Source organism: Edaphobacter modestus (assembly GCF_004217555.1).
In the GTDB taxonomy this organism is placed as follows: Bacteria; Acidobacteriota; Terriglobia; order Terriglobales; family Acidobacteriaceae; genus Edaphobacter; species Edaphobacter modestus.
On sequence record NZ_SHKW01000001.1, the window covers coordinates 5,826,294 to 5,850,228 of the forward strand.

Consider the following 23,935-nt stretch of genomic DNA (forward strand, 5'->3'; position numbering starts at 1 on the left):
GCAGGAATTACTTCTAAGCGATGAACCATGACGCATACCGCTAGGCGGTCGCCGGACTCTCTGAGAGACGGAGATCAACCAGCTCCAGCTCGAGACCGGTGTACCATGGATTGCTCTTGGCCTTCAGTCGATAGGCAATGTCGATTCGGGAGCCGACGTCGAGTTGCATCCGCTGACAGAGTTCGGTCCAGAGCATACCTGACCGGCTCCAACCCAGCGCACGGAGGCGTATATCACCGGAATTTATCTCCAGGCAGACATGTCTGTCCTTGATTACACGAACACTCGAAGCCAGCCTGACGGAACGGGTGATAAATACCGGCTCGCGGTTGCCGACTCCAAAAGGGCCACAGCGTTCCAGCCACTCATGGAAACGCCCACTCAACTCTTCGAGGGATACTTCCGCATCGTATTCAAGTGGCGGTGCCAGCATCTCCTGCAAGAGTATGGCGGCACTGTGATGCTCCATCCTCTCGCGTAATAGCTCTACTCGCTCGGACGGCAGGGAGAACCCTACCGCATGAGCATGTCCGCCGAAGCGAGCAAAGAGGGCCCTGTCCTCGTCGTGGACCGAGGTAAGCGCGTCGAGCAGATGATATCCCGGGATCGACCGGCCAGAGCCATGTGCCTGGCCATCCTCGTGGGTCAGCACCAGTGCGGGACGTCCAGTGCGATCGACAATGCGGGAGGCCAGAATGCCTAGAACCCCCCGGTGCCACGCAGGGTCGTCCATTACAAGACAGATGGCAGGGAACTGCCCTTGTTTTCTTTGCATTCCGGATAATTCTTCATCGATCGCTTCAAGGGCTCGAGCTTCCGTTACCTTGCGGTCGTCGTTCAACCGGTTGAGCTTGGCCGCAAGATCGCGCGCCTGCTCCGGGTCGCGGGTCAGGAACAGATCGACCACATCGCTGGCGACGTCCATTCTTCCAGCCGCATTGATGCGCGGCGCGATTCGAAATCCTACCTCGGTTGCGGTAGGCGGACGGTCCAGCGGAATCTGTGCGATTTCCATTAAGGCACGAAGACCGGGCTGCACAGGGTTACGCAGTTCGCGAAGCCCCAGCGATGCGATGACCCGGTTCTCGCCCTCCAGAGGAACCGAGTCGGCGATGGTGGCAATGGCCACCAGCTTTAAAAAGGAAGGTATAAGAGTGCGCTCGAGCCGATGGCGCTCGTGGTCGTTCAGGCAGGCCGCGCGCAGAATCGCATGCGCCAGTTTGAAGGCAACGGCCGCTCCGCAGAGCCCTTTGAAGGGGTATGTGCAGCCATCCTGCACAGGATTGATGACAGCGAGCGCGTCGGGTACGCCCTGGGCGTCATCCGGCAGGTGATGGTCTGTGACGATCAGATCGAGCCCCAATGCCCTGGCTTCGCTCGCCGCGGCAAAAGCGCGAATTCCGGTATCCACACTGATCACCAGGCGAACTCCGGACGCAGCCGCGTCGGCCAGTACGCCGGTTCGCATTCCATACCCTTCGCGAATCCGGTGAGGGACGTGGTATCGCACGATCGCCGGATTCTCTTTTGTGGCGCTGCGTTCGATGGCCGTCTTCAGCAGGACGGTCGCCGTCGTGCCGTCGACATCGTAATCCCCGTAGATCAGGATGGGTTCGGAGCTGCGTACGGCTCGCCGGATGCGCTCGACAGCCGCATCCATTCCAAGCATCCTCATGGGATCGATCAGGTCGTCGAGCGAGGGCGAAAAGAACGACTTTACCGCAGCTTCGTCGGTGAAGCCGCGAGAGACCAGGAGATGGGCGATGCCGCGAGGACAACTGGCAGTCGCCATCACATGTTGGATGGCCCCTTCCTCGGCGGCCCGCGCTGCCCACTCCCGTTGTATCTCAGCCTGGCCGGAGACCACTCTAGCGCCGCCTCGTTCCTATTCGTCTTTTTCGCGATCGTCCACGACGATACCGCCAAGATCTGTCACGGTCTCCATCAGGTCCTGAAAGCTGTCATACCAGTCCGTGGCCACTTCGAAGAGAAACATGATCCCCTGGTGAGCGAAGCCCAGCTGCAGGTAGCCGATCTTTCCCACGTGTCGAAGCAATCTCTCGGCGTCATCGATCTCCGGAGACTCGTCGTCCGGATACACCTGGTCGCGGATCTGTTCAATGATCATGGCGATATCCGACTTTTCGAGAACGGCCTCGCTCATGGTGACGAAGGGAGCTCCTGCGGCCTTGGCCAATTCCACGAAGTCCTTCCACCCGTCGGGATTCTCCTCTTCGAAGAGAACCGTCGGAACCTCATCGGAGACGTAGCCGTTCATTCGTAGCATGCCGTGGCCGGCAATGAAGGCCACCATGTCGTCTTTGAGCGAGATGAGATTGTCAGGATGCATCGAAAGGCTATTGTCTCAAAAAACCAGGGGTGGCGTGACACTCCTTTGAGAAGACCCCCGTGCATCCTTAGCCTTCCGGCGGAATCCAACCTGAATGCCGCTTTTTGAACATCATCTCTTCCTCTGTACCAACGAGCGCGACGAGTCTGCGTCCCGGCCGAGCTGCCTTCCGCACGGAAGCAAAAAACTTAAATCGGCTTTCAAGGACGCAATCAAAGATGCCGGTCTCAAGCACAAGGTCCGGGCCAACGAGTCGGGCTGCCTGGATCAATGCGAGCATGGGCCGGTCGTCGTGGTCTATCCGGAGGCGGTTTGGTATGGCAAGGTACACCTCCGCGACGTCGAGGAGATCGTTCGGGAGCATCTCGTCGGGGGACGCCCTGTTGAGCGGCTGCGCCTGTCCGAGGCCTGTATTAATAGCGATCGCTGTCCCCACAGGAAGTAAGGAACCCCCGCTGCCTCACTAATATCCGCGTGATATATTCGACTTAAAGTCAAATGATTTTTTCTAAAGATTACGTAGGCTATCTCGCGCGCCAGACGGTAAAGCAGCTCATAGCGCAGAAGATGATCCAGACCGAGAAACCGGCGCGCCTTGACGAGCGCGTCGCAGCCGCCATGGTGGATGAACTTTCTCTCGAGGACCGGATCAACGATGAGGTGCGGGTCATCCTTGAAGCCTTCCAGGAGGACATGCGCAAGACCGGGGCAAGCTATCCGGAGATGTTCAAGAAGGTGAAAAACGAGTTGGCGCGCAAGTACAAGGCGGTCCTGTGAGAATCTCGCGCGACAAGGTCAATAAGCTCGCCCATACGGTCGCCGATACCCTGGCCGAAATTCCGGAGTGCGACTTCCTCGAGGACCGGAACACGATCCGTCAGGAGGCCCGCAAGGCGCTCGAAAAGCTGCTGACGGAAGAGACGAAGATCGATGCGGCCGCGCGCCAGAAGATCGCTTCGCAGCGCAAGATCATTCTCGAAGGCTCCCAGGAGTGGGACATCCTCTACCGCAAGTACTACAACGATGAGGTCAAGAAACTCGGCCTCTAGGCACCGGCGGAGATCCGCGGCAAAAGCATCGCGGAGCCACGCCATAGGCTCGATAAAACTGCTATAATCAATTCATTGCAGCAGAGATTCTTCTCTGCGATGGCGTCATGGTGTAACTGGTTAACACGCCGCCCTCTCAAGGCGGAGAGTACGGGTTCGATCCCCGTTGACGCTACCAAGTCCTCCGCAAGCCGAAGCCTTTGGCGCCATGGTGTAACTGGTTAACACGCGGCCCTTTCAAGGCTGAGAGTACGGGTTCGATCCCCGTTGGCGCTACCACCCCTTACAGACAATCTTTTTTGCGACATGCCAATGCTGTTTAACGCAGCTGGTTCCACGTCGGAAAGCATTGCCGATGGAACCCTTGTACTTGCTGTCCCAGCTTGCACTATACTGGGCCGCACTCTTCTTACCTGCCAGGCAGGCGTCGAACACGCCACATAATCTCAGTCTTCTTGCTGTTGGGACCCGTAAAGTCGGTTACCGAAGGAAGGTGAAAGAGAGATGCCGGTTGAAAAACCATCGATAACTCAGACTGCGCTACCCGGCTCTGATGGCTGCGACAGTGTTCCCTGTTACGCCTACGCAGGGTCTATGACAGACAACGCCGCTCGATGCAGGCCGCTCAAGAGTTCCCGGCATGGGCATCCAGAAGGTCGGAAGCTTTAGAGACCGGTGTCTTCGATGAGTGACAGGTCAGTGCGTGGGCCCTTGCGATTCTGAAGCTGCTACGCGTCCGTTGTCGCAAAACGGGCGTGCGTAACGCTCTGGCCCCGAGAGATCGGCGACCTTTTTGTTCGTCCATCTCCATGTTTCTTCGCGCCCGACAATTTTTGCTAGTAACCAAACCCCGGAAAAATCTGTAGGTCGTAGGGCTCCTCTATTGAAGTTCAGCCGTGAAAGGAGAATATATGCTGATCCGTTCGAATCTTCCCAAGACAGTCACGATGAGTCTCATGGTCGCTGGATTACTTACGATCGTTGCTCCAGTTTCGGCAAGAGACAAGTATGAAACCATTGATGCCCAGGCCTTCGGTACGGGAACTCAAATGGGGCGAAATATCGGCATCACCCTGAATATCTACGAGTTCTCAACGCCTGCAGACCGAGCGGTCCTCATTCAGGCATACGAGAAAGGGCAGAACCAGGGTCTGGTAACCGCGCTGAGCAAGATGAAAGCAGTAGGTCATATCGAGATCACCGGCACACTCGGATTTGATTGCGCTTATATCAAGATGACCCCGACTCCAACGGGCAGAAAGATTGTCTTTGTCACGAACCGTCTGATTACGTTTGGGGAAGCCTGGACCGACAGTCAATCGCAATCGTTCGATCTAACCGCTGGACAGTTCGAGCTCAATGAACAGGACAAGAGCAAGAGCACAGGGATGCTATACCCCCTGGCACAGCTGGTCCTGAACAAGGAAGGTGAGTTGCAGTTGGAGCTGAATCAAAACCCCTGGAGACTGTCCGGCGTCATCGACTGGAAGGGAACTGCCAACAACTGATGCCTGCTGCTGCAGTCGGCATTGTTCGTTCTTTCATGGATTCGATTCGACATCTCAGGCCGCCACCCGTGTGGCGTGGGTGTAAACGGAATCTTGCGAGGTTGCGATGGAAATCAAGCGATGTGTCGTACACGGCTCCGGAGTCGTCTTGTTATCGGTCCTTTCACTCACCAATGATTCAAGCGCCCAATCAAAAGGCAGCAAAAATGCCTGTCCCGAGGCAAATCCTGCACAGCTGTGCAATGCAGGGAACACCTGTGGATCAGCTTCGGAACCATGCGTCGTCGATGTGAAAAGAACTTCAAGTGCGGCTTCCGCCACAGCCATGACCCGGAACGCAAAAGGCAACTCACTCTTCTGCGTAAAAACAGGAACGACCGTGCAATGGAAGAGCACAGACAAGGAGGTAGGCTTCGTTGTCGACCTGGGCACCACATCTCCGTTCGAACCGGCGGGAGCCATCATCGGCGGCTCCGATCGCTCCGTTTCTGTAGTGGCAAGAAAGGCTGGTTGTTACAAGTACTCCGCCGGAGCCTGCAAATCGGGAGCAATCTATGGGATGTGCGGAACAGGGTACGCAAGGCTCATTATTATTGAAGGGAACTGAGCCAACTCACACGCGGCAGGGGGAACTGACGAGCATGAGTTCGCCGCTTATTGCGAAAGTGTCATCCTGAGCGAAGCGCAGCGAAGTCGAAGGATCTGCGGTTTCATCGAACAGACTTAGAACTCGGCGACTGGAGCAGGAAGGGCCGCTTTTTCCACAGCAAAACCCTTGACACTGCCTGATACTCTTAAATCAGGAAGACTATAAAGCCCGGCCTCTGAGCCGGGCTTTCGTATTCCTACCGAAAGACGAAGCGTCTGGTATCGAAGTACCAGGCTATGTTCTATCCTTTGAAGACTTTGCACACATTCGGTAGGGAGGGGGTGGGTCAAGGCAAATGACGGCAGACACAGAACAACCGGCAGGAAAGCCGTCACCGAACGATATACTGGTCCCCGTGAGCAAGACGTTTTATATCGAAACCTTCGGCTGCCAGATGAACGCCCATGACTCGGAAAAAGTCATCGGCACCCTCGAGCACGAGGGCTACGCCCAGGTCTCCGACGAGGCCGAGGCCGGTCTCATCCTTTACAACACCTGTTCTATCCGCGACAAGGCCGAGCAGAAGGTCTTCCACCGCCTGAACGAATACAAGCGGCTGCAAGGCGAGGGAAAACGTTTCGCCGTCATCGGCTGCGTGGCGCAGCAGGAGGGCGAACGGATCTTCGAGCGCGCGCCCTACGTCTCGATCGTCGCCGGCTCGGCTTCGTACCGCAACCTACCTGACATGCTCGCTCGCCTCGAAGCAGGCGAGACTCGCATCACCGGCCTCGATGACCGCCAGACGGAGGAGACCTTCGACACAGAGTTCACCGTCCGGTCGAACCCTCACCGTGGCTACATCACCATCATTGAGGGCTGCGACAAGTTCTGCGCTTATTGCGTGGTTCCTTACACGCGGGGCAAGGAGCGCTCCCGCACCTCGGCATCTGTGCTGGTGGAGGCGCGCCGCATGGCCGACCAGGGGTATACGGATATCCAGCTCCTCGGCCAGAACGTGAATTCGTGGCGCGATCCTTCCGGCCGCCTCTCCTTCGCCGAACTGCTCACCGCCGTCGGAAGCACCCCCGGCATCAAGCGGGTCCGTTTCACCACCTCGCACCCGCGGGACTTCACCCGCGACATCGTCGAAGCGATCGACGCCACCCCTACACTGTGCGACCACATCCATCTTCCGGTCCAGTCGGGCTCGTCCTCCGTCCTTCATGCCATGTCCCGAGAGTACACGCGGGACTGGTATCTCGAGCGTATGAGCTGGATTCACTCAGCCAAACGCGATATCAGCATCACCAGTGACATGATCGTCGGCTTCCCGGGTGAGACCGATGCCGACTTCGAGGAGACCATCACGCTTCTGGGAGCCGTGCGTTACGACGCAGTCTTCGCCTTCAAGTTCTCGCCGCGTCCCAACACGCCCGCGGTAGGAATGCCCGATACCATCTCCGACGAGGTAAAGACCGAGCGGCTCCGCATTCTGAATGACCGGCAGCGTGAGATTCAGCGCGAGCATTATGCCCGCCACCTTGGCCAGACCGTGGAAGTGATGGTTGAGAGCTACAACGCCGCACGAGGTCAGATCGTCGGCCGGTCCACGCAGAACAAGACCGTAAACTTCACACTTGTGCCAGATGCGCTCGAACCTCCGATTGGGAGCTACCTTCCCATCCGAATTACGCGGACCATGCCGAATTGCCTTGTTGGCGAATCAATCGCCGGTGCCCTTCCACTCCAGACCACCCTGCAGGCCCAACCCTTCGTCGTATTGAATTGATATGAGCACACAGGCCCCCCAGTCCCCCGTGCATGCCCCCGACGAGGTCGAGATGCAGATTCGCGGCCTCATGATGGATCCCATCACCAATATGCCCATCATCGTTCTCAAAGACATTGCAAGCGACACGGTCCTGCCAATCTGGGTGGGAATCTTTGAAGCCAATGCCATTGCACTGGAGCTTGAAAAGACGGCCACACCCCGGCCCATGACGCACGACCTGATGCGGAACATGGCGCGCAATCTCAATGCCGAGGTCCGCAAGGTGGTCGTCTCCGAGCTTCGTGACGATACCTTCTATGCTGTCGTCTGGCTTGAGCAAGCGGGTGAGACGGTAGCCATGGATGCTCGCCCGTCCGACGCAATCGCGCTTGCCTTGCGCTGGGATTGTCCCATCTACGTCAATCGAGATGTCCTCGAAAACTCCCGCCAGACAAGCACGGGAGCTCAGTCCATCAACGCGGATGAGATGCGCCGCTGGCTTGAAAACCTGAACGACGACGAGATGGGTCGCTATAAGATGTAGTCCATCGCGGTCTCTAACCGTAAGGATCAATCTTGAGTTTCTTCCGAAATCTGAAGGGCGCTGCATTCGCCGGCGTCGCCACGGTCGAGCGTGTGACGGCTCGCCAGTCTTCTGTTCCTCAAAATCGATTGCACGAGATTGAAAACTTCCTCGTCTTTCAGCATGCCAGCGCCCTCGGGACCGCGATCCACACAACACCCCTGTTTGCCGCTCTAAAGCAAGCCGTGCCAGGAGCACGCATCGCTGTCGTTGGGAGCGGATTCTCCCTCGACGTCTTGCGTCACAACCCCCACGTCGATACCCTGATCGCTACTCCGAGCCCGTTGAAAGATCTCAAGGCCTCGGTCCGCCTGCTTCGCTCGCGGCTTCCATTCCGGGGCTCAGCCTTTGCCACTCTGACACCGCTCGGCAACGAACGCACCCTCGTCGTCCTGCAGGCCCTGCTTGGTGGAGCATCGACACGGGTAGGCTTCACCGTGCAACCCGACTTGTTTCGAGTTCCCTTGCGTTTTGAGAATACGAGGAGCCAGATCGCAAACAATCTGCGGATCGTCGAGGCTCTCGGTCATAAAGTTAGCCACTTCGAACCCCGCATATTTTTCAGTGAACAGGAGATTGCCGAAGCCCGAAATCTTCTCGCCGCCTCCGGAGTAGAAGATGGACAACCGGTTGCCGTCTTCGTCACGCAGACCAGTGTCACTCAGAGAAAAAGCTGGCGGCCCGAACGGTTTCGCGAAGCCGCCGTCTTTCTCAGAGAGAGATATGGTGCGCACATTCTTTTTGTCGGTACAGCCTCTGAATCTACCGCCATCGACGAGCTTCGAAATGGTCTTCCATTTGCCACGACAAACGTCGCCGGTAAGACGAATCTGCCACAGCTGGCTGCTCTCATGAGCCTGTGTACCGTCGGTTTGACTCTCGACACAGGGCCGCTGCATGTTGGACGTGCAGCTGGACTCCCCATGGTCATCATCGCGCCGGCGTGGTCCCCACCCCTTGAATGGCTCCCGGTTGGCAATAACAGATTCCGCATTCTCAAAAATGCGGATATGCCCTCGGCTACGCCCGATTACATCATCGACGAGGTGAGTGTCGCTGATGTCACATCGGCTCTTGACGATCTACTTTCAAGCGATCGCAGCTAACGGCGAGGGGCCTATCGTTTGCTGAGGTCTTCCAGGAAGGTGAAGAACTCGGGAAACGAGATTGCAGCGGCCTCGGCGCCGTGAATCACGTTCTCGCTCGAGGCTCGAAGTGCGGCGATGGCAAATGCCATTGCGATCCTGTGATCGCTTCCCGAGTCGATCTCCGCACCATGGAGCTGCTGATTTCCAGGCACGATCAGACCGTCCTCGAACTCCGTTAACTCCGCTCCCATTGCCTTCAGGTTCTTTGCAACCAGCGCGATGCGGTCCGATTCTTTAATGCGCAACTCCTTCGCATCGCGGATCACGATACCGTCGCGCGTATAGGGCGCAATCGCTGCGAGCACCGGCAACTCATCTATCAGCTGTGCTGAGAGCGCTCCCGTAATCTCGGCACCCTTCAAGCCTTCGGGAGAGCGATTCACCTGGATGGTCCCGATGGTTTCGCCGTTATGCTCTTCGACCATCAGCACCTTGATCTTTCCGCCGAGAGTTGTAATCACGTCCAGTAGCGCGGCACGGGTCGGATTCATCCCTAAGGAATCGAGTACAAGGTTTGAGTCTGGAAACAGCAAAGCCGCACAAAGAAAGAAGGCTGCTGATGAAATATCGCCCGGCACGGTCGCTTCAATCGCTTTCAGCTTCTGTCCGCCTGCGATGCTGAGCCGTTCGCCTGTCCGCGTCAGGCTTGCCCCGAAGGCCTTCAAGGCGTGCTCGGAGTGGTCGCGCGTTCTGACGGCCTCCGAAAGGCTCGTCGTTCCCTCCGCCTGCAGCCCTGCAAAGAGTACGGCCGTCTTCACCTGTGCGGAAGGGATCGGAGTGTCAAAGTCAATTGCCTTCAGCGGGCCGCCATGGATTGTCATCGGCGCGTGACCGTCCACGAGATCGATTCGCGCTCCCATGGCAGACAGCGGTTTGCGGATCCGTTCCATGGGGCGCATCGTCAGCGAATGATCACCGATCATCGTGAAGGTGTGCGGATGCGGCGCGATGAGGCCGGCCAGCATACGCATGGTGCTTCCGGAGTTGCCGCAGTCGAGCTCAGACGTCGGCTGCTGAAACGCGCCTGCTGTTCCCGTCACTTCGACCGCCGTGCCATCTTTCGTAACCTTGGCTCCAAGCGCCTCCATGCAGCTCAGCGTCGAGTGCGGATCGGCGCCTGTAGAGAAATTCGACAACCGGGTAGTCCCCTCTGCCAGCCCCGCCAGCATGGCGTAGCGGTGCGAGATCGATTTGTCACCTGGAACTGTAACCGAGCCCTGGAAGCTGCGGGCTGGGCGGACAACCTGAGTCGTGGATGCATTCGGCTGAGAAATTATGGAGGACATTTCTTTTATCCTAACCTTTCTTTCCCTGGCGTTGGTACACTGCCTGCCGAAGTTGGATTGTAGTCGGGTCCTGGAATCGGGCCGCAATCGGGAGCAGAAACCCCATGAAAAGGAAATATCTCGCCCTCTGCCTGTTAGGAGTTCTTCCGCCTTCGTTGCACGCCGATTTCACCTATACGGAGACCACACAAATCACCGGCGGGGCAGTTCTCGGAATGATGAAGGTAGCCGGGGCCTTCAGCAAACAAGCGAGGCAGGCAGGTGAACCGATCCTGTCTACTGTGACGGTCAAAGGGAATCGAATGGTCCGCTCTAACTCCATGCAGACCGAGGTCGTGGATCTCGATAACGAAACCATCACGACGATCGATCACACACGGAAACAGTACACAACCATGACCTTCGAACAGATGAGACAACAGATCGAAGCTGCGATCAGGAAAGGCAAAGAGCAGCAGGGCTCTGATCCACAGGCCCCGCCGTCCAACACCGATCTCTCATTTCAGGTGAAGGTTCGCACCACGGGTGCAACCAAAGATGTCGCAGGAGTCACCGCCAGCGAGTCGATTTTAAGCATGGCGATGGATGCTACCGACAAAAAATCAGGCGAGAAGGGTTCCCTGGCGATTACCAACGATATGTGGCTCGCACCCGAGGTTCCCGGATACGAAGAGGTTAGGGGATTTCAGGAGCGGTTCGCGGCCAAGCTCGGGACCGTCTTTAGTGAGTCTCTCAATCCTGCCATGCTTGCGTCGCAGCCAGGCGCTGGAAAAGCGATGGCCGACATGGTGAAGGAGATGTCCAAATTGAAAGGCATCCCTGTGCTGCAGGTGATACGCATGGGAACGACGGCCAACGGAGAGCCGCTGCCCGCCGCATCCGAGGCTCCCTTACCTCCGTCCACCTCTCCGGAGATGCTCAGTGCCGGACAGGTTGCGAAGGATTCCGCAACTTCGGCAATCACCAGCAGCCTGGGACTGGGCGGATTGGGAGGATTTGGCCGCAAGAAAAAAGCCGCGGACCCTGCTCCGGCAGCCGACACTGCGACTCAGGGGCCTGCGGTGCTTGTGGAATCAAATACGCAGATGAGTGGATTTTCGCAGGCTGCTGCGGATCCATCAAAGTTCGCCATTCCGTCTGGTTATAAACAGGTAGAACCGAAGATCGCGAATCAATAGGCGGCTAGAGCGCGCGCAGCACAACGATCGTCTCGTCGTCAAAATGCTCCGTACCGGACTGGAAGTCCGACACAGCCTTCTGAATTGCATCGACCATCGAGGAAGCGGTCGGTTGACGCTGAGACTTGAGCACCTTCGCGAGCCGATCGGTACCGAACATGTCCCCTTTCGCATTTTCCGCGTCGGGGATACCGTCGGAGAAGAAGACGATCAGGTCGCCGGTGCGGGTCGACAGCGTGAATTCCTCGTACTCCACGTCCGGGAACAGGCCGAGTGGAAAACCTTCAGCCTGGATGGTTTTTATGTCAACCGTGGTACGGGAACCGCTCGAGCTGAGAGAGACAAAAAGCGGCTGTACCGAGCCGGCGTTTGCGATCTGGATCGTCTGGTTGGAGTCATCCCAGATCGCCACCAGCATCGTCACGTACTGCGAATCCAATCTGCGTTCCTGAAGCTGGTCGTTGAGCGCGGAGAGCAGGGCGGCCGGGGAAAGGTGCTGAGTCGCAAGAGAACGGAGAATGCCACTTACCAGCGCCGCGTACAGTGCTGCCGGAGCTGCTTTTCCGCTGACGTCGCCAACGGCCAGGGCAACACGCCCCGGGCCATAGTCGAGAAAGTCGTAAACGTCGCCGCCTATCGAGCGGGCGGCATTGAATTGGGCGGCAAATTCGGCTCGCTCAAGCTTGGGAGGTTGTGGCGGCATCAGTCGCAGTTGAACCTGGCGCGCCATCTCGAGGTCGCGCTCCATGCGCTGTTCCTCTTCGTGGATACGCTGATACAGCCGCGCATTGGCAATCGAGATGGCAACCTGCGCCGCCAGCGTCGAAAGTGTTCTTTGATGGTCTTCGTTGTAGTAATTGACGCGCGTATGTTCCAGATCGATGACGCCGATTACCTGCCCCTTGTAAATGAGGGGCACGGCCAGCTCGGAGCGTGTCTCGGGGTTCACCGCCAGGTAACGTGGTTCCTTTCGGACATCCGGCGCGAGGATAGATTCACGGTCCTGCGCCGCCGAGCCGATGATGCCCTCTCCGAGCGGAACGGTGCGGTCGCGCATGATTCTCTCTCCATAGCGGGAGGAAAAGCGATGCTCGAACTGCTGACTCCGTTCGTTCCACAGCAGGATCGTGAACATCTGATAATCGATGACCCGTTTCATCAGCTGGCCGATGCGTTCCAGCAGGTCGTCCAGATCGAGGATGCTGGTGATCTCCCGAGAGATCTCGTTGAGGACTGCGAGGGTCTGCGCTTGGCGGGAGACGCGGGTATAAAGTCTGGCGTTCTCAACCGCAATGGCGACTCGGGACGCGACCAGCTCGAGCAGTCGCTGGTGTTCCGCGGTAAAGTAGGCAGGAATCTCGGATTCGATATCGAAGACGCCGATGACGCGATTCTTCACGATCAGAGGAACAGCGAGCTCGGAACGGACAGTCGGATTCGCTTCGATGTAGTGTTCTTCTTTCGAGACGTCGTCGATTCGGAGGGTTCTGCGCTGCAGCGCGGACTGGCCGACTACGCCGCGGCCCATCTTCAGGCGGGTGCGCTCGATCTCGGGAGTGTGTCCGATCTGGAAACGCATCCACAGCTCCTGGGTGCGATCGTTGATCAGCAGGATGGCGAAGATCTTGTAGTCGATGACGGCCCTTACCAGGTCCGACACCCGATGCATCAGGGTATTGAGGTCGAGAGTTGTATTCAGTGCGTCGGCGAGAGTGTGCAAGAACTCGACCTGGTGAAGCGGGTCGACCCTGATATTCGGAGTCTGCTGGGCCTCGTCGGTGCGTGGCCGGTAGTCTCCCTCGAAGCTATGTTCGGGTGCGACCTCCGGGTCTGGCGCGGCGGGGGAGGTTCCGCGTCGTTGTTTGTTGGCCATAGACATGGGAAGAGCCGATGATACTACTGATGAAGCTGTGGGGAGTGCGGTTTCTCTTCCTGGAGCGGCTTCCTTTGGTTCGTACGGCCTCAGTAGCTACCTGTGGAGGCAGATAAGGAAGGTTCGCGACCGGAGAGCTCCTGGACTATTTTGACACTGGCGCTGGCCCCGATGCGCGAGGCTCCCGCGTGAAGCATTGCGGAGGCGTCGGCTAGAGAGCGAATGCCTCCTGAGGCCTTCACGCCGGCGCGGGAGCCGGCGACGCCGCGGAGAAGCGCGATGTCGTCAGCGGTGGCCCCGCCGGTCGAAAAGCCAGTCGAGGTCTTCAGGAAGTCGGCTCCGGCGGAGAGGGCAAGCTCGGAGGCGCGAAGCTTCTCCTCGAAGGTAAGCAGGCAGGTCTCCAGGATGACCTTCACGATGGCGCCGCCGCCATGAGCCAGCTCGACGACACCGCGGATGTCCTGCTTGAGGGCTTCGTAGTCGGCAGGCGTCGCGCTCTTGAGCAGGCCGATGTTGAGAACCATATCGACGTCGTGGGCTCCGTGTTTGATGACGCGAGCGGTTTCGTCGCGCTTGGAGGCGGAGAGGGTCGCTCCGAGGGGAAAGCCGATGACGACTCCTACCGGCACGCCGGTTCCCTGGAGCGCGGAGGCTGCGGTCTGGACCCAGGTGGGGTTCACCATCGCGCAGGCGAAGCGGTATTCGGCGGCCTCGTGGCAGAGCTGGAGAACCTGGCTGCGGTTTGCGTCGGGCTTTAGAAGCGTGTGATCGAGTACGGCGGCGAGATTCTGCGGGGAGGAGAGGGCCTGAGCTGCGAAAGCGTTGGGATCAAATGTTTGTGGTTCAAGGTGAGACAGGCTGCTCATGGTTCTCCAATCGGGCGAATATGCTCGCGCGGTCTGTTTCTATCACAGGAGGAATAGCTCTGGCTTCGCCACCGTCCCGATAGTTTTCGTGCAAAATCTTCAAAAAGCTGGGGTTAGCCAGGGACCAGAAGAGTAAACGATTCAAAATACGACACTTCCAGATATATTCTTGAAAACAATGCATTTATCGCATACAGAGGCCCCGAAGATTCTCGGGGCCTCTGCATCGATTATAGCAGTCGGCCCAGTGAGATTCGGCATTCGATATCTCCTTTTACTTCAACTGTTTGCGCCTCTCTCGCAGTTGACAGGCAGGGAGCGCGAATTGCGGCGATCTGGTGAGTAGACTGCGGAACTCGCCGCCAGTTTCCCCATCTTCGTTCCCGAACTCGTAAAGCTGTGCGGTGTGACTCACGCGAACCGTATCCTCTTGTCGATTATAGCGAATAAAAAGCGAAAATGGATCGATGCGGTTGGTGGAAAAGTCCTTGTGCACGCGATAAGTCCGATCTCGATGCAGCGACATCAGATATCTATGTGGAAGACGATGAACGGTTTGAAGCTTTCTGTGCTGGATCAGTCGCCGGTTGCCGAGGGAACTGCTCCGGCGCGGGCGTTGCAGAATTCGATTGCGCTGGCAAGACGGGTCGATGAGTTGGGCTACACGCGTTTCTGGATGTCGGAACACCATGCGATGGATCTGCTGGCGTGCACGGCACCTGAGATTATGCTGGCGAGGATTGGGGCGGAGACGCACCGGATCAGAATCGGTTCGGGCGGCATTATGCTGCCGCACTATACGGCACTCAAGGTGGCAGAGGTGTTTCGCACACTTTATGGGTTGTATCCGGAGCGTGTGGACCTGGGAATCGGGCGGGCTCCGGGTGGGGGACCGATGGAGTCGCTGGCGCTGAGGCGCAGCCGGAAGACGGCGATGGAGGACGACTTTCCGGAACAGGTGACGGAGCTGCTGGCATTTCTCGAAGACGACTTCCCGACGGCACATCCATTTGGCAAGGTGAAGGCGATGCCGGGGCCGGCACCAGAGGGCAGGTATGTGGGGCCGGCGGTGTGGATGCTGGGGTCGAGCATGTGGAGCTCGGCTGCGGCGGTGGAGTTCGGGCTGCCGTATTCGTTCGCGCACTTTTTTTCGCCGGTGAAGACCAGGGACGCGATCGAGGCCTATATGCGGAACTTCCGGCCTGGCCCTAGGCGGGAGCGGCCTGAGGCAACGGTGGCAGTGGGGGTGATCTGCGCGGAGACCCAGGAGGAGGCAGAGTTTCTGGCTTCGAGCGTGAAGCTGTTGCAGCAGCGGATTCGGCTGGGCGAGCGGAAGCCGGTGGCCACCCCTGAAGATGCCCTTCGCGAGCTGAAGATGCGGGGCGAGCTTCCGTTGGAGGAGGGAGAGTGGCCGCGATACTTTGTAGGCACCCCGGCGGTGGTGCGAGAGCGGCTGGAGCAGATGGCCGGTGAGCTGGGAATCGACGAAGTGATCGTGAATACGATTGTGTGGGACCAGGAGAAGCGGCTCCGCAGCTACGATCTGCTGGCGAAGGAGTTTGGGCTGGGGGAAGCGCTCGTGGATTCAGAGGAGAAGAACTTTGACAAGATCAGCAGTTGAGAAAGCGGGTATTCTGCGATGAGAGAATTTCCTGCAAAGACGATAGGCTGATTTTGCGAATGAACAGGTAAGGGAGCACTGCATGAGGATATTGTGGGTTGCGATGTTGGCTGCCGCTTCGACGTTGAGTGCGGCTGCGCAGGGAACGAAGGCCCAACCTCAGGTAACGTTTCAGAACTCTCCTGAGATCGCCTCACCCGCCGGCTACACCCATGCTGTTGTGGTCAACGGCGGGAAGATGATCTTTGTCTCCGGGCAGGTGGGCCTGAACAAACAGGGTGAGATGGTGGGAAAGAATGACTTCCACGCCCAGGCGGCGCAGGTGTTTCAGAATCTGAAATCTGTTTTGGTCGCAGCGGGAGCGACCCCGAAGGACATCGTCAAGTTGAACTACCTTGTTGTGGGATTGAACCACGACAAGCTGGTCGCCCTCAGGGATGTGCGCGACCAGTTCATTGATAAGGAGCATCCTCCTGCAAGCACGCTCGCGGGGGTGCGGGCGTTGTTTCGTGAAGACGCGATGCTCGAGGTGGAAGCGGTCGCTGTGATCCCATAAGACCTATACTTCGCGATGCCACCTACCTTTGATGAAGTCCCAGCGATGGCCTTCCATATCCAGCCATTCGCCGGTGGCCTCGCTTCCTTTGGTCTCGCAGCCGAGGCGAAGGATGTTTCCATCGGGGTCTGCCACCTGCATCTCACGGCCCCACGGATAATTGGTCGGAGGATGACGGATTCTGGCTCCGGCGGCGGTGTACTCGGCAAAGAGAGCATCGACGTCGGTCACGCCCGCCCATATCCAGGTGCCCCGATGCCCCTGGTCGCCTTCGCTGAGGAAGAGGTGGCAGCGGTCTCGCGAGACGCAGACGAAGAAAGGAGCCTCCCATTGAATCTTGAATCCGAGGGTCCGAACGTAGTAGTCAAGACTGATGGTGAGGCTGTCTATGCGGAGTATAGGATTGACGCCCTCGAACAGCGTCTTTGCGATCGGAGGAGCTGGGTCCAGTCTCATAGGACCTCCTGATAAAGATCAGTGGCCGGCGTCCTCGGGGAAGAGGCGGATGTCTTCGACGCCGCGATAGCGCTCGGCGTAGTCCATACCATACCCGATGACGAACTGATTTGGAATCTTGAAGGCGACGTAATCGGCCTCAATGGGGACGAGGCGGCGATCGGGCTTGTCGAGGCAGGTAGCGATTTTGAGCGATGCCGGTTTGTGCTGGAGCATCATCTGGCGAAGAAAGCTGAGGGTGAGGCCGGTGTCGAGGATGTCTTCGACGAGGATGACGTGCTTGCCTTCGATGGGGTTGTCGATGTCCTTGATGAGCTTGACGGCGCCGGAGGAGACACGGGCGCGGCCGTAGCTGGAGACGGCGACAAAGTCGAAGGTGTTATCGACCTGGATCGCACGGGCGAGGTCGGCAAGGAAGATGGCCGCTCCCTTCAGAACGCCGATGAGCACGATGGACTGGCCTTCGTACTCGGCTGAGATCTGGGCGCCGATCTCACGGGTGCGCTTGGCGATCTGGTCTTTGGAGATGAGGACCTCCATGGTTTCGGGCGAGGGGAAGGAGGAGGTCGGGGCAGGCGTGGTACTGGTCGGCATATGGGAAAGGGTACGCGAAGCCGGCTCGCAGGCCAAGTTTTGCCGGTCGCCTGACGGATTGCCCACGGCTCTGGCCGGGGCGGGCGATACACTGGAAGCGAAGCGAGGAATATGTATCCCTATATCGATATTGGCCCGGTGCACCTGGGTACGTTCGGGCTGTTGTTGTGGCTGGCTGCGGTGGTGGCGACGGTTGTGCTGCATAGAAATTTTGTCAGGAACGGTGTTGAAGCGGATGCGCTGAATGTAGTGGCATTGGTCGTGATCGCAGGCGTGGTGGGAGCGAAGCTGTGGCACGAGCTGCAGGACCCGGCCACCCTGCGAATGGCGATGGCGCGGATCGCGGCTCCGGGATGGAAGCATCCTCTGGATGTGGTGATTGGATTTCTGCACTGGTTCCAGGCAGGATTCGCTTGGTTCGGCGGAATGCTGGCCGGAATCCTGACGCTGATGTGGATGGGCAGGTCGGCGCATTTTCGGTCTGGTAGTGAGGGAACCGTGGGCAGGAGGGTCGGCGCACTGCGGATGCTGGACCTGGCGGCCCCGGCGGCGGCGATTGGGTATGGTGTTGGACGAATCGGCTGCCTGCTCTCGGGGGACGGCGATTACGGTATCAAGACGACGCTGCCGTGGGGTGTACACATGCGGGCGGATGCGCTGGTCCCGACGACGGACCTGGTGCAGCCGACTCCAGTGTACGAACTGCTGTATTCGCTGGCACTGGCATGGTGGCTGTGGCGCAGGGCAAAGAGTCGTCCGCCGGTGAGCGTGATTACGGGCGAGTACCTGGTGCTGAGCGGGGTCGGAAGATTTCTGGTGGAGTTTGTGCGGATCAATCCGAGATTGTACTGGGGTATGAGCAACGCGCAGGTGGCGGCCCTGGGATCGGTTCTCGCCGGAGCGGCGCTGATCGTAGTAGCAAGGATGCAGAATGTGCAGTGGGATCCGGCGCTGGCGGAGGATTCGGTAGTTTAGTGAAAAGCAGGACCCGGATGGGTGCGTTTTCGCCGCATCCGGGTCCATTTTGCGTGTCGACAACTAGCGGGAGAGCTCTTCGCGCACCGACGGCTGGGGCGCCTCGAAGAAGATGTTGGAGATGATGCCGCCGATGACGGCTCCGAGGATGGGCGCGACCCAGAAGAGCCAGAGCTGGGAGATCGCCCAGCCTCCGACGAAGACTGCGGGGCCGGTGGAGCGAGCCGGGTTGACCGAGGTGTTGGTGACCGGGATGCTGATGAGGTGAATCAGCGTGAGGCAAAACCCGATGGCGATGGGAGCGAATCCTTTGGGTGCACGTTGATCGGTGGCTCCGAGGATAACGAGAAGGAAGAAGGCGGTCAGAACGACCTCGGCGACGAAGCAGGCGACGAGTGAGTAGCCTCCGGGAGAGTGAGGGCCGTAGCCATTCGAGGCGAAGCCGCCGGCGAGTGAAAATTCGGGCCGTCCGCTGGCAATGAGATACAGCACGCCCGAGGCGACCACGGCTCCGACGACCTGCGCAAGGATGTAGGGCAGAAGCTCACTGGCTGGGAAGCGCTTGCCGACGACGAGACCGATCGAGACTGCGGGGTTGAGGTGGCAGCCGGAGATGTGACCGATGGCATAGGCCATTGTCAATACGGTGAGTCCAAAGGCGAGCGCGACACCGGCGAAGCCGATGCCTAACTGCGGGAAAGCTGCCGCGAGGACCGCGCTGCCGCAGCCTCCGAAGACGAGCCAGAAGGTGCCGAAAAACTCGGCGGTTGCGCGTTTGTACATCGGCATCGTGAAATACCCCCGGTTTTCTAAGTGAGATTTTCAGTGCTTGATGTGTGGCATGGCCCATAGTCGGCGAACCTGCTGGTTGGCCGACGTTCGTCCGAAAGAAGCGTTGGACGGGAGGATGCTACCACGGTTTCGTGACAGCACGGCAGGAATTCCTTCGTTTAGCGGGACTTAGAGGCGGCGCAGGTAGGCTTTTGCCTCTTCAAGATGAGGGAAGAGGCGCTCCTCGGCCTGGAATTCGCGGGAGTGTACGCAGCGTCGGCCCGCCTTTACACGGACGGGATGCTTCAGGTGCAGCATCTCGTGGTACAGCAGATATTCGACGGCACAGCGTGGGGTATCGGGACGATCAAAGACGCGGCTGACCATGATGGTGTTGTGCGCGGCGTCGTAGTGGCCGAGCATTCGGCGAGCGTGATGGGCGCTCCAGGTCAGCACGGGCTTACCCAGCAAGCCATGGAAGAAGCGCATGTTGAGTGAGTCGAAGACCTCGTTGAGGTCGAAGTGGTGGCCTACGGGGGTGAGGATGCGCTTGCGACCCCGGGTCTGACGGATGTGTTCGGCCTGGCGTGAGACTGCCTCCGAAGAGACGTGGCGGCGGTAGCGGTCGGCGTGGACCGGTGCGATGGGCTTGCGGTAGAGCTTGGCGAGAAGAATGTGCGCGATGGAGTGGTGGACGGTCTCAGGCGCGTGCTCGAGCAGATCGGAGAGGCGGACGTGCAGACGGCCCTCGCGGAGGCGAATCGTGGTATTGAGCGAGGTGAAGCGACGGAAGCGAATGTCGAACGCGGGAATGGGCGCCCGTGGACGAAGCTCGCGGTACTGTTGCTCGAAGATGGAGACGACAGGCTGGGCGGCCACGGAGGTGGTGGAGCGCCGTTTTTTAACCACGAGCTTTGCGGGCTCAGGATGGGAATCAAAGAGCGTAGGCGTCTCTGCATTCTCCGAAAACAGGTGGAGAAACTTGCGCAGAGACGAGCCGGGATGGTTCGAGGTGCTCAGAGATGGTCCTTGCCGCGGAGAGCTTCCGATAAGAGAATTTTATCCGACGATATTGTGAGGCGGACGGACTTCGCCCGACGGGAATCGACGGAGTTAGGAGAGCGACGGCACAGGCTGTTCTCGCTCCTGGTAGGCCTCACGCTCTTCGGGCGTGAGGGGAACGGGCAGCAGCTTGCCTTGAGCGCCGGATGCAAAGGACATTTCGAGAATCGCCATCACGGCGATTGCGGACTCAGGCGAAACCGGAAGCGGACTGAGACCGAGAATGGCATCACGCACGCCGAGGTAATAGCCGATCTGGTCGGCAGGCGGAACGGGAATCTCTGTGCGCTGCCCCGTCGCTCCGTCGAAGAGGATGCCGGGATCGGGATCGTCGCCAAAGCCCGTTGTACCGGGAGCGACGATGCCTTCGACGAGCTGCTTCTCCTGGAGGTCGGGGCCGTACTTCGCCCAGCTTGCACGCGTGCCATGGAGCAAGGTGCGTGGCATGCCACCGGAGGAGAGCAGGGTAGCGTTGAGGATGACGCGCAGACCTGGGTAGACGAGCTGCACATGCGCCCAATCGTCGGTTTTGCCTCCCGGGCGCATCGCGGCAAAGCTTGCGAGGACGGCTTCGGGCAGACCGAAGAGATGCAGGGTCAGATCGATGAGGTGTGGCCCGAGATCGAACCATAGCCCGGCGCCGGGACCGGGATCTTCGCGCCAGCGCTGGCGAACCAGCGGGCGAAAGCGATCCATGTGCGCTTCAAAGTGCGTAACTGTTCCCAGGACGCCGGACGCGAGAATGGATTTGGCAGCGAGAATATCGCTCTCCCAACGCCGGTTTTGAAAGACGGATAGAAGCCGGTTCTGTTGCCGGGCCAATTCGACGAGTTCGCGGGCTTCGGCCAGGTCCAGGGTGAAGGGCTTGTCGACGACGACGTGTTTGCCTGCCTTGAGCGCGGCTGCGGCAAGAGGGAAGTGACTCTCGTTGGGACTGGCGATAACGATCAGGTCGAGATCAGGATGAATCGCCGTTTCCTCGGCGGAACAGATCTGAACTCCCGGGATGTCGGCGAGGACCCGGTCGGGCCTGCTTGAGCCGACGACCGTGAGGTCCATTCCAGGAACAGCGCGAATCAGTGGAGCGTGGAAGGTTTTGCCAGCGTAGCCATAGCCGATCAGTCCGGTGCGAATGAGGTCCGAGGAGTGCTTTGTCATGATGCTCGTCTGTCTATTCAGACTAGCAGCATGCGGCGGACCCAAGGCACGCCGGGCATGCCCAGGTGTCAGCGCGGGGCCATGTCGGCATCGGCGGGGTTCTGCTTTTTCTGCGGCGGATGAGCCGCAAACCACGCCTTCTGTTCTTCGATCATCTCGCTGGCCTGACCCTTCAGGTCCTGGACGGATTCGAGCGCAATCCTGCGGGAGACGTTGTAGAGATCGTTATCGGGCGGAGACTTGATCGCAGTGGCCCAGCGTTCGGTGGCCTCAATCAGCTTGGGAAGTGCTTTGCGGATATCGCGATGGCGGGGGCCGTAGTCGTCGAGGTTGTCACTGAGTTCGTCAGCCAGCGAGGTGAACTGCTCGAGAAGGTCATGGGTATCCTGTTCACGACCTGGGCGGCGTGGTTTGGCGTACATGTCCTGCAGCGACTTGATGCGGGAATCGATGAGCTTGATAAAGACCACGACCCGATCATTGGCGATATACGCGGAGTCGCGGAGCTGTTCGATCTCGCCCTCTGACAACGGGGCCTCGCCGCGCTGGGCGAGAGCGCAGGGGGCGAGGAGAGAAAACACGAGGAGGGACAGCGCGAGGCGTCGCATCCGGGTGATTGTAGCCTGTCGTCTCAGCGGCTGAAGACCTGGGTGAGCAGCTGGGTCTGTACCTGGTTCAGCTGCTTGAGCGTGGCCTGGAGTGTCGGACGATCCTCGTACGCGGCGCTATGCAGATATTGATTGAGCCGGTACGTGGTGTCGTGCATGAGTTTTTCGGCATTCTTCAGACGCTTGGCATCGTGGGTGAGGCTGTTCTGGATACGCTGGGCGTATCCGGCGATCTTCTTGAGGGTAGCTGTGGCGCGATCGGGATCACCGTCTCGCAGCTGGCGTCCGGCGACATCGGTCATCACCGAGACGAGTTCGGTATAGAGGAAGCACTGATCGCGAGGGTTGGCTTGCTCGGCACGCTGCTCAAGCTGGATGAGCTGCTGTTCGTCAATGGCTGCTTTGTCGGCTGCGCGAGAAGGGATGCAGTTGAGAACCAGGAAAAGCATAGCAAACGATTTAAGGATGAATCGCATAACGCACCTCGTTGTAGGGGCGTCTGGCTTCAGTGTTCCGTTGGAGTCGACGTCGTGCCGTGTTTTGTAACTACCTTACTTCATGTGCTCCAGGGCGAGAAGTCGATGGCGAGCCTCCCATTCTTCGTCTGGAAACTGGCCCTTGGCTACCGCGAGGAACTGTTTGTACAGGTCAGATGCCTCCTTGACCTGGTGGAGTTTGTCATGCGCCGTCGCTGCAAGAAATATTGTCGACGGCGATGGTGGCAGCACTGTAGCACGAAGTTGGAGCGCATGCAAGACAGTGGCCGGATCGTTGTTATTTGTAGCTGCAAAGGCGAGGTGACTGGCGGCGGCGCCAAAGGCTTCGGGGGTGGGAAAGGCTTTGGGATTGGCTACCGCACGCTGCAGCAGGGGTTCCGCATCGGCGGAGCGGCGCATCCGGATGAGGGTATCGGCCTGATCGTCAAGCAGGGTGGGGTCGTTTGGGGAGGCTGCGGAGAGGGAGGCATAGAGCGGAAGGGCCTTTTCGAATTGACGGTCCCGAACGTAGAGTCTCGCGAGGAGACGGGAGATGGCGGCGTCCTGCGGCTGGCTGGCGTGGAGCCGTTCGACGATGGGAAGCGCCTTATCCGCCTTGTTCTGTGATTCATAGAGGCCGGCAAGCTGGGAGCTGAGAATCGGATCGTCGGGGTGCTTCTGAAGAGCAGCGGTGAGGAGGGGCTCGGCCTGATCGGGCTTTCTCTGCTGGAGAAGGAGATGGGAGAGCGCGGCGATGGCCTGCAGATTGTCGGGGTCGGCGGCGAGAATTCGACGATAGGCAGCTTCGGCGGAGGCGGCATCGTTGTTGGCCTCGGCGAGCTCGCCGGTGAGGAGGACGTCATCGGCCGTCTCGGGAGAGAGCTTGAGGGCGGCGAGGAGTTCGTCGCTGGCTCCGGCGGGATTGGAGGGCTGGTCGAGCCGGGCCATGGCGCGGTAGGCGCGGGCACGAAGAGCTGGGTCACCGTTGGGAATGGCGGCTGCGGCGGCCAGCTCGGCATGGGCGTCGGAGACTTTGCCCGCCCGGGCGAGCAGGAGGCCCAGGGCGAGATGTGGCTCCAGCAGGTTAGGGCCGGCGGCGATGGCGCGTCGGTAGGTGGCCTCGGCGTCTGAGGTCTGGTCAAGTGCGTCCTGGGCGGAGCCGAGGTTATAGAGAACCTGGGCGTCCCTGGGGTTCTTCTCGGCCAGCGTGGAGAGGAGCTTTACGGCGGTCGCGTAATCCTGTTTGGCCAGGGCGTCGGCGGCCTGAGCGCGGAGAGGATCCTGGTGGGCTTCAGCCTGGGAGGAGGCGTCGCGGGTTCCGGCGGGAAGCTGGGCGTAGACGATGGAGGCCATACAGAAAATTGTTGCGAGCGTGGTTCGTCGGATGAGCCTCGACCGGTTCCGCTCCTCCGGATTGTGATTCGCCTCGTGCATCGATGTGTACCCTCTCCCCTCCC

General features: G+C 59.2%; 26 protein-coding genes and 2 tRNA genes. 14 read left to right on the forward strand and 14 right to left on the reverse strand.

The genetic code is table 11. From position 1 onward, the window contains the following. Positions 1 to 40 precede the first annotated feature (40 nt). A complete protein-coding gene (recJ, locus tag BDD14_RS24680) occupies positions 41 to 1,867 on the reverse strand; it encodes a single-stranded-DNA-specific exonuclease RecJ (RefSeq protein ID WP_242618179.1) in 1,827 nt (608 codons plus the stop codon). 18 nt (positions 1,868 to 1,885) lie between these two features. Then, the gene (locus BDD14_RS24685) at positions 1,886 to 2,350 is read right to left on the reverse strand and encodes a hypothetical protein (protein ID WP_130422133.1); all 465 of its coding nucleotides are present in this window, start codon (positions 2,348 to 2,350) and stop codon (positions 1,886 to 1,888) included. A 94-nt stretch (positions 2,351 to 2,444) separates the two neighbouring features. On the opposite strand from BDD14_RS24685, the gene BDD14_RS24690 reads away from it, so the two are divergent. From BDD14_RS24690 to BDD14_RS24715, 6 genes are all read left to right on the forward strand, one after another. Further along, a complete protein-coding gene (locus BDD14_RS24690; protein ID WP_130422135.1) occupies positions 2,445 to 2,795 on the forward strand; it encodes a (2Fe-2S) ferredoxin domain-containing protein in 351 nt (116 codons plus the stop codon). Between the two features lie 122 nt (positions 2,796 to 2,917). Next, positions 2,918 to 3,127 (forward strand): DUF507 domain-containing protein, encoded by a 210-nt coding sequence (locus BDD14_RS33825; RefSeq protein ID WP_423201767.1) that lies wholly within the window; start codon positions 2,918 to 2,920, stop codon positions 3,125 to 3,127. After that, positions 3,124 to 3,399: a DUF507 family protein gene (locus BDD14_RS33830; RefSeq protein WP_130422139.1), complete on the forward strand. Its 276-nt coding sequence runs from the start codon at positions 3,124 to 3,126 to the stop codon at positions 3,397 to 3,399. Before BDD14_RS33825 ends, BDD14_RS33830 begins: the two co-directional genes overlap by 4 nt. Positions 3,400 to 3,500: 101 nt before the next feature. Further along, positions 3,501 to 3,577 (forward strand) — tRNA-Glu (locus tag BDD14_RS24705). Between the two features lie 24 nt (positions 3,578 to 3,601). Then, positions 3,602 to 3,678, forward strand: a tRNA-Glu gene (locus tag BDD14_RS24710). 632 nt (positions 3,679 to 4,310) lie between these two features. Then, the gene (locus BDD14_RS24715) at positions 4,311 to 4,907 is read left to right on the forward strand and encodes a hypothetical protein (protein WP_130422141.1); all 597 of its coding nucleotides are present in this window, start codon (positions 4,311 to 4,313) and stop codon (positions 4,905 to 4,907) included. A gap of 54 nt (positions 4,908 to 4,961) precedes the next feature. On the opposite strand, the gene BDD14_RS33260 is transcribed toward BDD14_RS24715, so the two are convergent. Further along, on the reverse strand, positions 4,962 to 5,255 hold the full coding sequence (locus BDD14_RS33260; protein WP_242618180.1) for a hypothetical protein: 294 nt from the start codon (positions 5,253 to 5,255) through the stop codon (positions 4,962 to 4,964). A gap of 31 nt (positions 5,256 to 5,286) precedes the next feature. Between BDD14_RS33260 and BDD14_RS33265 the strand changes: the two genes are divergently transcribed. The 4 genes from BDD14_RS33265 (at position 5,287) to BDD14_RS24735 (ending at position 8,956) form a co-directional block, all read left to right on the forward strand. Beyond that, the gene (locus BDD14_RS33265) at positions 5,287 to 5,514 is read left to right on the forward strand and encodes a hypothetical protein (RefSeq protein WP_242618181.1); all 228 of its coding nucleotides are present in this window, start codon (positions 5,287 to 5,289) and stop codon (positions 5,512 to 5,514) included. A 337-nt stretch (positions 5,515 to 5,851) separates the two neighbouring features. Beyond that, positions 5,852 to 7,285, forward strand: a complete 1,434-nt coding sequence (gene miaB, locus BDD14_RS24725) for a tRNA (N6-isopentenyl adenosine(37)-C2)-methylthiotransferase MiaB (RefSeq protein WP_130422145.1) — start codon at positions 5,852 to 5,854, stop codon at positions 7,283 to 7,285. 1 nt (position 7,286) lies between these two features. Beyond that, positions 7,287 to 7,811 (forward strand): bifunctional nuclease family protein, encoded by a 525-nt coding sequence (locus BDD14_RS24730; protein WP_130422147.1) that lies wholly within the window; start codon positions 7,287 to 7,289, stop codon positions 7,809 to 7,811. A gap of 32 nt (positions 7,812 to 7,843) precedes the next feature. Then, entirely contained in the window at positions 7,844 to 8,956 is a 1,113-nt protein-coding gene (locus BDD14_RS24735) for a glycosyltransferase family 9 protein (RefSeq protein WP_165420227.1), read from the forward strand. 11 nt (positions 8,957 to 8,967) lie between these two features. Here the strand turns inward: BDD14_RS24735 and aroA are convergent, their stop codons facing one another. After that, positions 8,968 to 10,284, reverse strand: coding sequence for a 3-phosphoshikimate 1-carboxyvinyltransferase (aroA, locus tag BDD14_RS24740; protein ID WP_130422151.1), 1,317 nt, complete (start codon positions 10,282 to 10,284; stop codon positions 8,968 to 8,970). Positions 10,285 to 10,388: 104 nt separating this feature from the next. On the opposite strand from aroA, the gene BDD14_RS24745 reads away from it, so the two are divergent. Further along, the gene (locus tag BDD14_RS24745) at positions 10,389 to 11,462 is read left to right on the forward strand and encodes a hypothetical protein (RefSeq protein WP_130422153.1); all 1,074 of its coding nucleotides are present in this window, start codon (positions 10,389 to 10,391) and stop codon (positions 11,460 to 11,462) included. Positions 11,463 to 11,466: 4 nt separating this feature from the next. Here BDD14_RS24745 and BDD14_RS24750 read toward each other — a convergent pair whose 3' ends face one another. Beyond that, on the reverse strand, positions 11,467 to 13,341 hold the full coding sequence (locus tag BDD14_RS24750; RefSeq protein ID WP_423201768.1) for a SpoIIE family protein phosphatase: 1,875 nt from the start codon (positions 13,339 to 13,341) through the stop codon (positions 11,467 to 11,469). Positions 13,342 to 13,424: 83 nt separating this feature from the next. Further along, a complete protein-coding gene (gene deoC, locus BDD14_RS24755) occupies positions 13,425 to 14,201 on the reverse strand; it encodes a deoxyribose-phosphate aldolase (RefSeq protein WP_130422155.1) in 777 nt (258 codons plus the stop codon). 535 nt (positions 14,202 to 14,736) lie between these two features. On the opposite strand from deoC, the gene BDD14_RS24760 reads away from it, so the two are divergent. Together BDD14_RS24760 and BDD14_RS24765 are read left to right on the forward strand one after the other, a co-directional pair. Further along, positions 14,737 to 15,822, forward strand: coding sequence for an LLM class flavin-dependent oxidoreductase (locus BDD14_RS24760; protein WP_242618182.1), 1,086 nt, complete (start codon positions 14,737 to 14,739; stop codon positions 15,820 to 15,822). A gap of 82 nt (positions 15,823 to 15,904) precedes the next feature. Then, on the forward strand, positions 15,905 to 16,378 hold the full coding sequence (locus tag BDD14_RS24765) for a RidA family protein (RefSeq protein WP_207231820.1): 474 nt from the start codon (positions 15,905 to 15,907) through the stop codon (positions 16,376 to 16,378). 3 nt (positions 16,379 to 16,381) lie between these two features. Here the strand turns inward: BDD14_RS24765 and BDD14_RS24770 are convergent, their stop codons facing one another. Beyond that, positions 16,382 to 16,834 carry a glyoxalase superfamily protein gene (locus BDD14_RS24770; protein WP_130422159.1) on the reverse strand — a complete coding sequence of 151 codons (453 nt, stop codon included), beginning with the start codon at positions 16,832 to 16,834 and terminating at the stop codon, positions 16,382 to 16,384. An 18-nt stretch (positions 16,835 to 16,852) separates the two neighbouring features. Next, positions 16,853 to 17,428, reverse strand: coding sequence for a hypoxanthine phosphoribosyltransferase (gene hpt / locus BDD14_RS24775; protein ID WP_130422161.1), 576 nt, complete (start codon positions 17,426 to 17,428; stop codon positions 16,853 to 16,855). Positions 17,429 to 17,539: 111 nt separating this feature from the next. Here hpt and BDD14_RS24780 point away from each other — a divergent pair, with 111 nt between their 5' ends. Beyond that, positions 17,540 to 18,403 carry a prolipoprotein diacylglyceryl transferase gene (locus BDD14_RS24780; RefSeq protein ID WP_130422163.1) on the forward strand — a complete coding sequence of 288 codons (864 nt, stop codon included), beginning with the start codon at positions 17,540 to 17,542 and terminating at the stop codon, positions 18,401 to 18,403. 63 nt (positions 18,404 to 18,466) lie between these two features. Here the strand turns inward: BDD14_RS24780 and aqpZ are convergent, their stop codons facing one another. The 6 genes from aqpZ to BDD14_RS24810 all read right to left on the reverse strand — a co-directional run bounded on the left by aqpZ (position 18,467) and on the right by BDD14_RS24810 (position 23,912). After that, positions 18,467 to 19,192 carry an aquaporin Z gene (gene aqpZ / locus BDD14_RS24785; protein ID WP_130422165.1) on the reverse strand — a complete coding sequence of 242 codons (726 nt, stop codon included), beginning with the start codon at positions 19,190 to 19,192 and terminating at the stop codon, positions 18,467 to 18,469. Between the two features lie 171 nt (positions 19,193 to 19,363). After that, positions 19,364 to 20,083: a M48 family metalloprotease gene (locus BDD14_RS24790; RefSeq protein WP_242618183.1), complete on the reverse strand. Its 720-nt coding sequence runs from the start codon at positions 20,081 to 20,083 to the stop codon at positions 19,364 to 19,366. Positions 20,084 to 20,287: 204 nt separating this feature from the next. Next, a complete protein-coding gene (locus BDD14_RS24795; RefSeq protein WP_130422167.1) occupies positions 20,288 to 21,394 on the reverse strand; it encodes an oxidoreductase in 1,107 nt (368 codons plus the stop codon). Positions 21,395 to 21,462: 68 nt separating this feature from the next. Continuing rightward, the gene (locus BDD14_RS24800) at positions 21,463 to 22,002 is read right to left on the reverse strand and encodes a hypothetical protein (RefSeq protein ID WP_130422169.1); all 540 of its coding nucleotides are present in this window, start codon (positions 22,000 to 22,002) and stop codon (positions 21,463 to 21,465) included. 23 nt (positions 22,003 to 22,025) lie between these two features. Beyond that, on the reverse strand, positions 22,026 to 22,478 hold the full coding sequence (locus BDD14_RS24805; protein ID WP_130422171.1) for a hypothetical protein: 453 nt from the start codon (positions 22,476 to 22,478) through the stop codon (positions 22,026 to 22,028). Positions 22,479 to 22,553: 75 nt separating this feature from the next. Beyond that, a complete protein-coding gene (locus BDD14_RS24810) occupies positions 22,554 to 23,912 on the reverse strand; it encodes a tetratricopeptide repeat protein (RefSeq protein WP_130422173.1) in 1,359 nt (452 codons plus the stop codon). Positions 23,913 to 23,935 lie beyond the last annotated feature (23 nt).

Bases quoted from the DNA above. Each gene is read 5' to 3' on its own strand.
- BDD14_RS24685 (WP_130422133.1), bottom strand. From the start codon at position 2,350: ATGCATCCTGACAATCTCATCTCGCTCAAAGACGACATGGTGGCCTTC.
- BDD14_RS24690 (WP_130422135.1), top strand. From the start codon at position 2,445: ATGCCGCTTTTTGAACATCATCTCTTCCTCTGTACCAACGAGCGCGAC.
- BDD14_RS33825 (WP_423201767.1), top strand. From the start codon at position 2,918: ATGATCCAGACCGAGAAACCGGCGCGCCTTGACGAGCGCGTCGCAGCC.
- BDD14_RS24715 (WP_130422141.1), top strand. From the start codon at position 4,311: ATGCTGATCCGTTCGAATCTTCCCAAGACAGTCACGATGAGTCTCATG.
- miaB (WP_130422145.1), top strand. From the start codon at position 5,852: ATGACGGCAGACACAGAACAACCGGCAGGAAAGCCGTCACCGAACGAT.
- BDD14_RS24730 (WP_130422147.1), top strand. From the start codon at position 7,287: ATGAGCACACAGGCCCCCCAGTCCCCCGTGCATGCCCCCGACGAGGTC.
- aroA (WP_130422151.1), bottom strand. From the start codon at position 10,284: ATGTCCTCCATAATTTCTCAGCCGAATGCATCCACGACTCAGGTTGTC.
- BDD14_RS24745 (WP_130422153.1), top strand. From the start codon at position 10,389: ATGAAAAGGAAATATCTCGCCCTCTGCCTGTTAGGAGTTCTTCCGCCT.
- BDD14_RS24750 (WP_423201768.1), bottom strand. From the start codon at position 13,341: ATGTCTATGGCCAACAAACAACGACGCGGAACCTCCCCCGCCGCGCCA.
- deoC (WP_130422155.1), bottom strand. From the start codon at position 14,201: ATGAGCAGCCTGTCTCACCTTGAACCACAAACATTTGATCCCAACGCT.
- BDD14_RS24760 (WP_242618182.1), top strand. From the start codon at position 14,737: ATGTGGAAGACGATGAACGGTTTGAAGCTTTCTGTGCTGGATCAGTCG.
- BDD14_RS24765 (WP_207231820.1), top strand. From the start codon at position 15,905: ATGAGGATATTGTGGGTTGCGATGTTGGCTGCCGCTTCGACGTTGAGT.
- BDD14_RS24770 (WP_130422159.1), bottom strand. From the start codon at position 16,834: ATGAGACTGGACCCAGCTCCTCCGATCGCAAAGACGCTGTTCGAGGGC.
- hpt (WP_130422161.1), bottom strand. From the start codon at position 17,428: ATGCCGACCAGTACCACGCCTGCCCCGACCTCCTCCTTCCCCTCGCCC.
- BDD14_RS24780 (WP_130422163.1), top strand. From the start codon at position 17,540: ATGTATCCCTATATCGATATTGGCCCGGTGCACCTGGGTACGTTCGGG.
- aqpZ (WP_130422165.1), bottom strand. From the start codon at position 19,192: ATGCCGATGTACAAACGCGCAACCGCCGAGTTTTTCGGCACCTTCTGG.
- BDD14_RS24795 (WP_130422167.1), bottom strand. From the start codon at position 21,394: ATGACAAAGCACTCCTCGGACCTCATTCGCACCGGACTGATCGGCTAT.
- BDD14_RS24800 (WP_130422169.1), bottom strand. From the start codon at position 22,002: ATGCGACGCCTCGCGCTGTCCCTCCTCGTGTTTTCTCTCCTCGCCCCC.
- BDD14_RS24805 (WP_130422171.1), bottom strand. From the start codon at position 22,478: ATGCGATTCATCCTTAAATCGTTTGCTATGCTTTTCCTGGTTCTCAAC.
- BDD14_RS24810 (WP_130422173.1), bottom strand. From the start codon at position 23,912: ATGCACGAGGCGAATCACAATCCGGAGGAGCGGAACCGGTCGAGGCTC.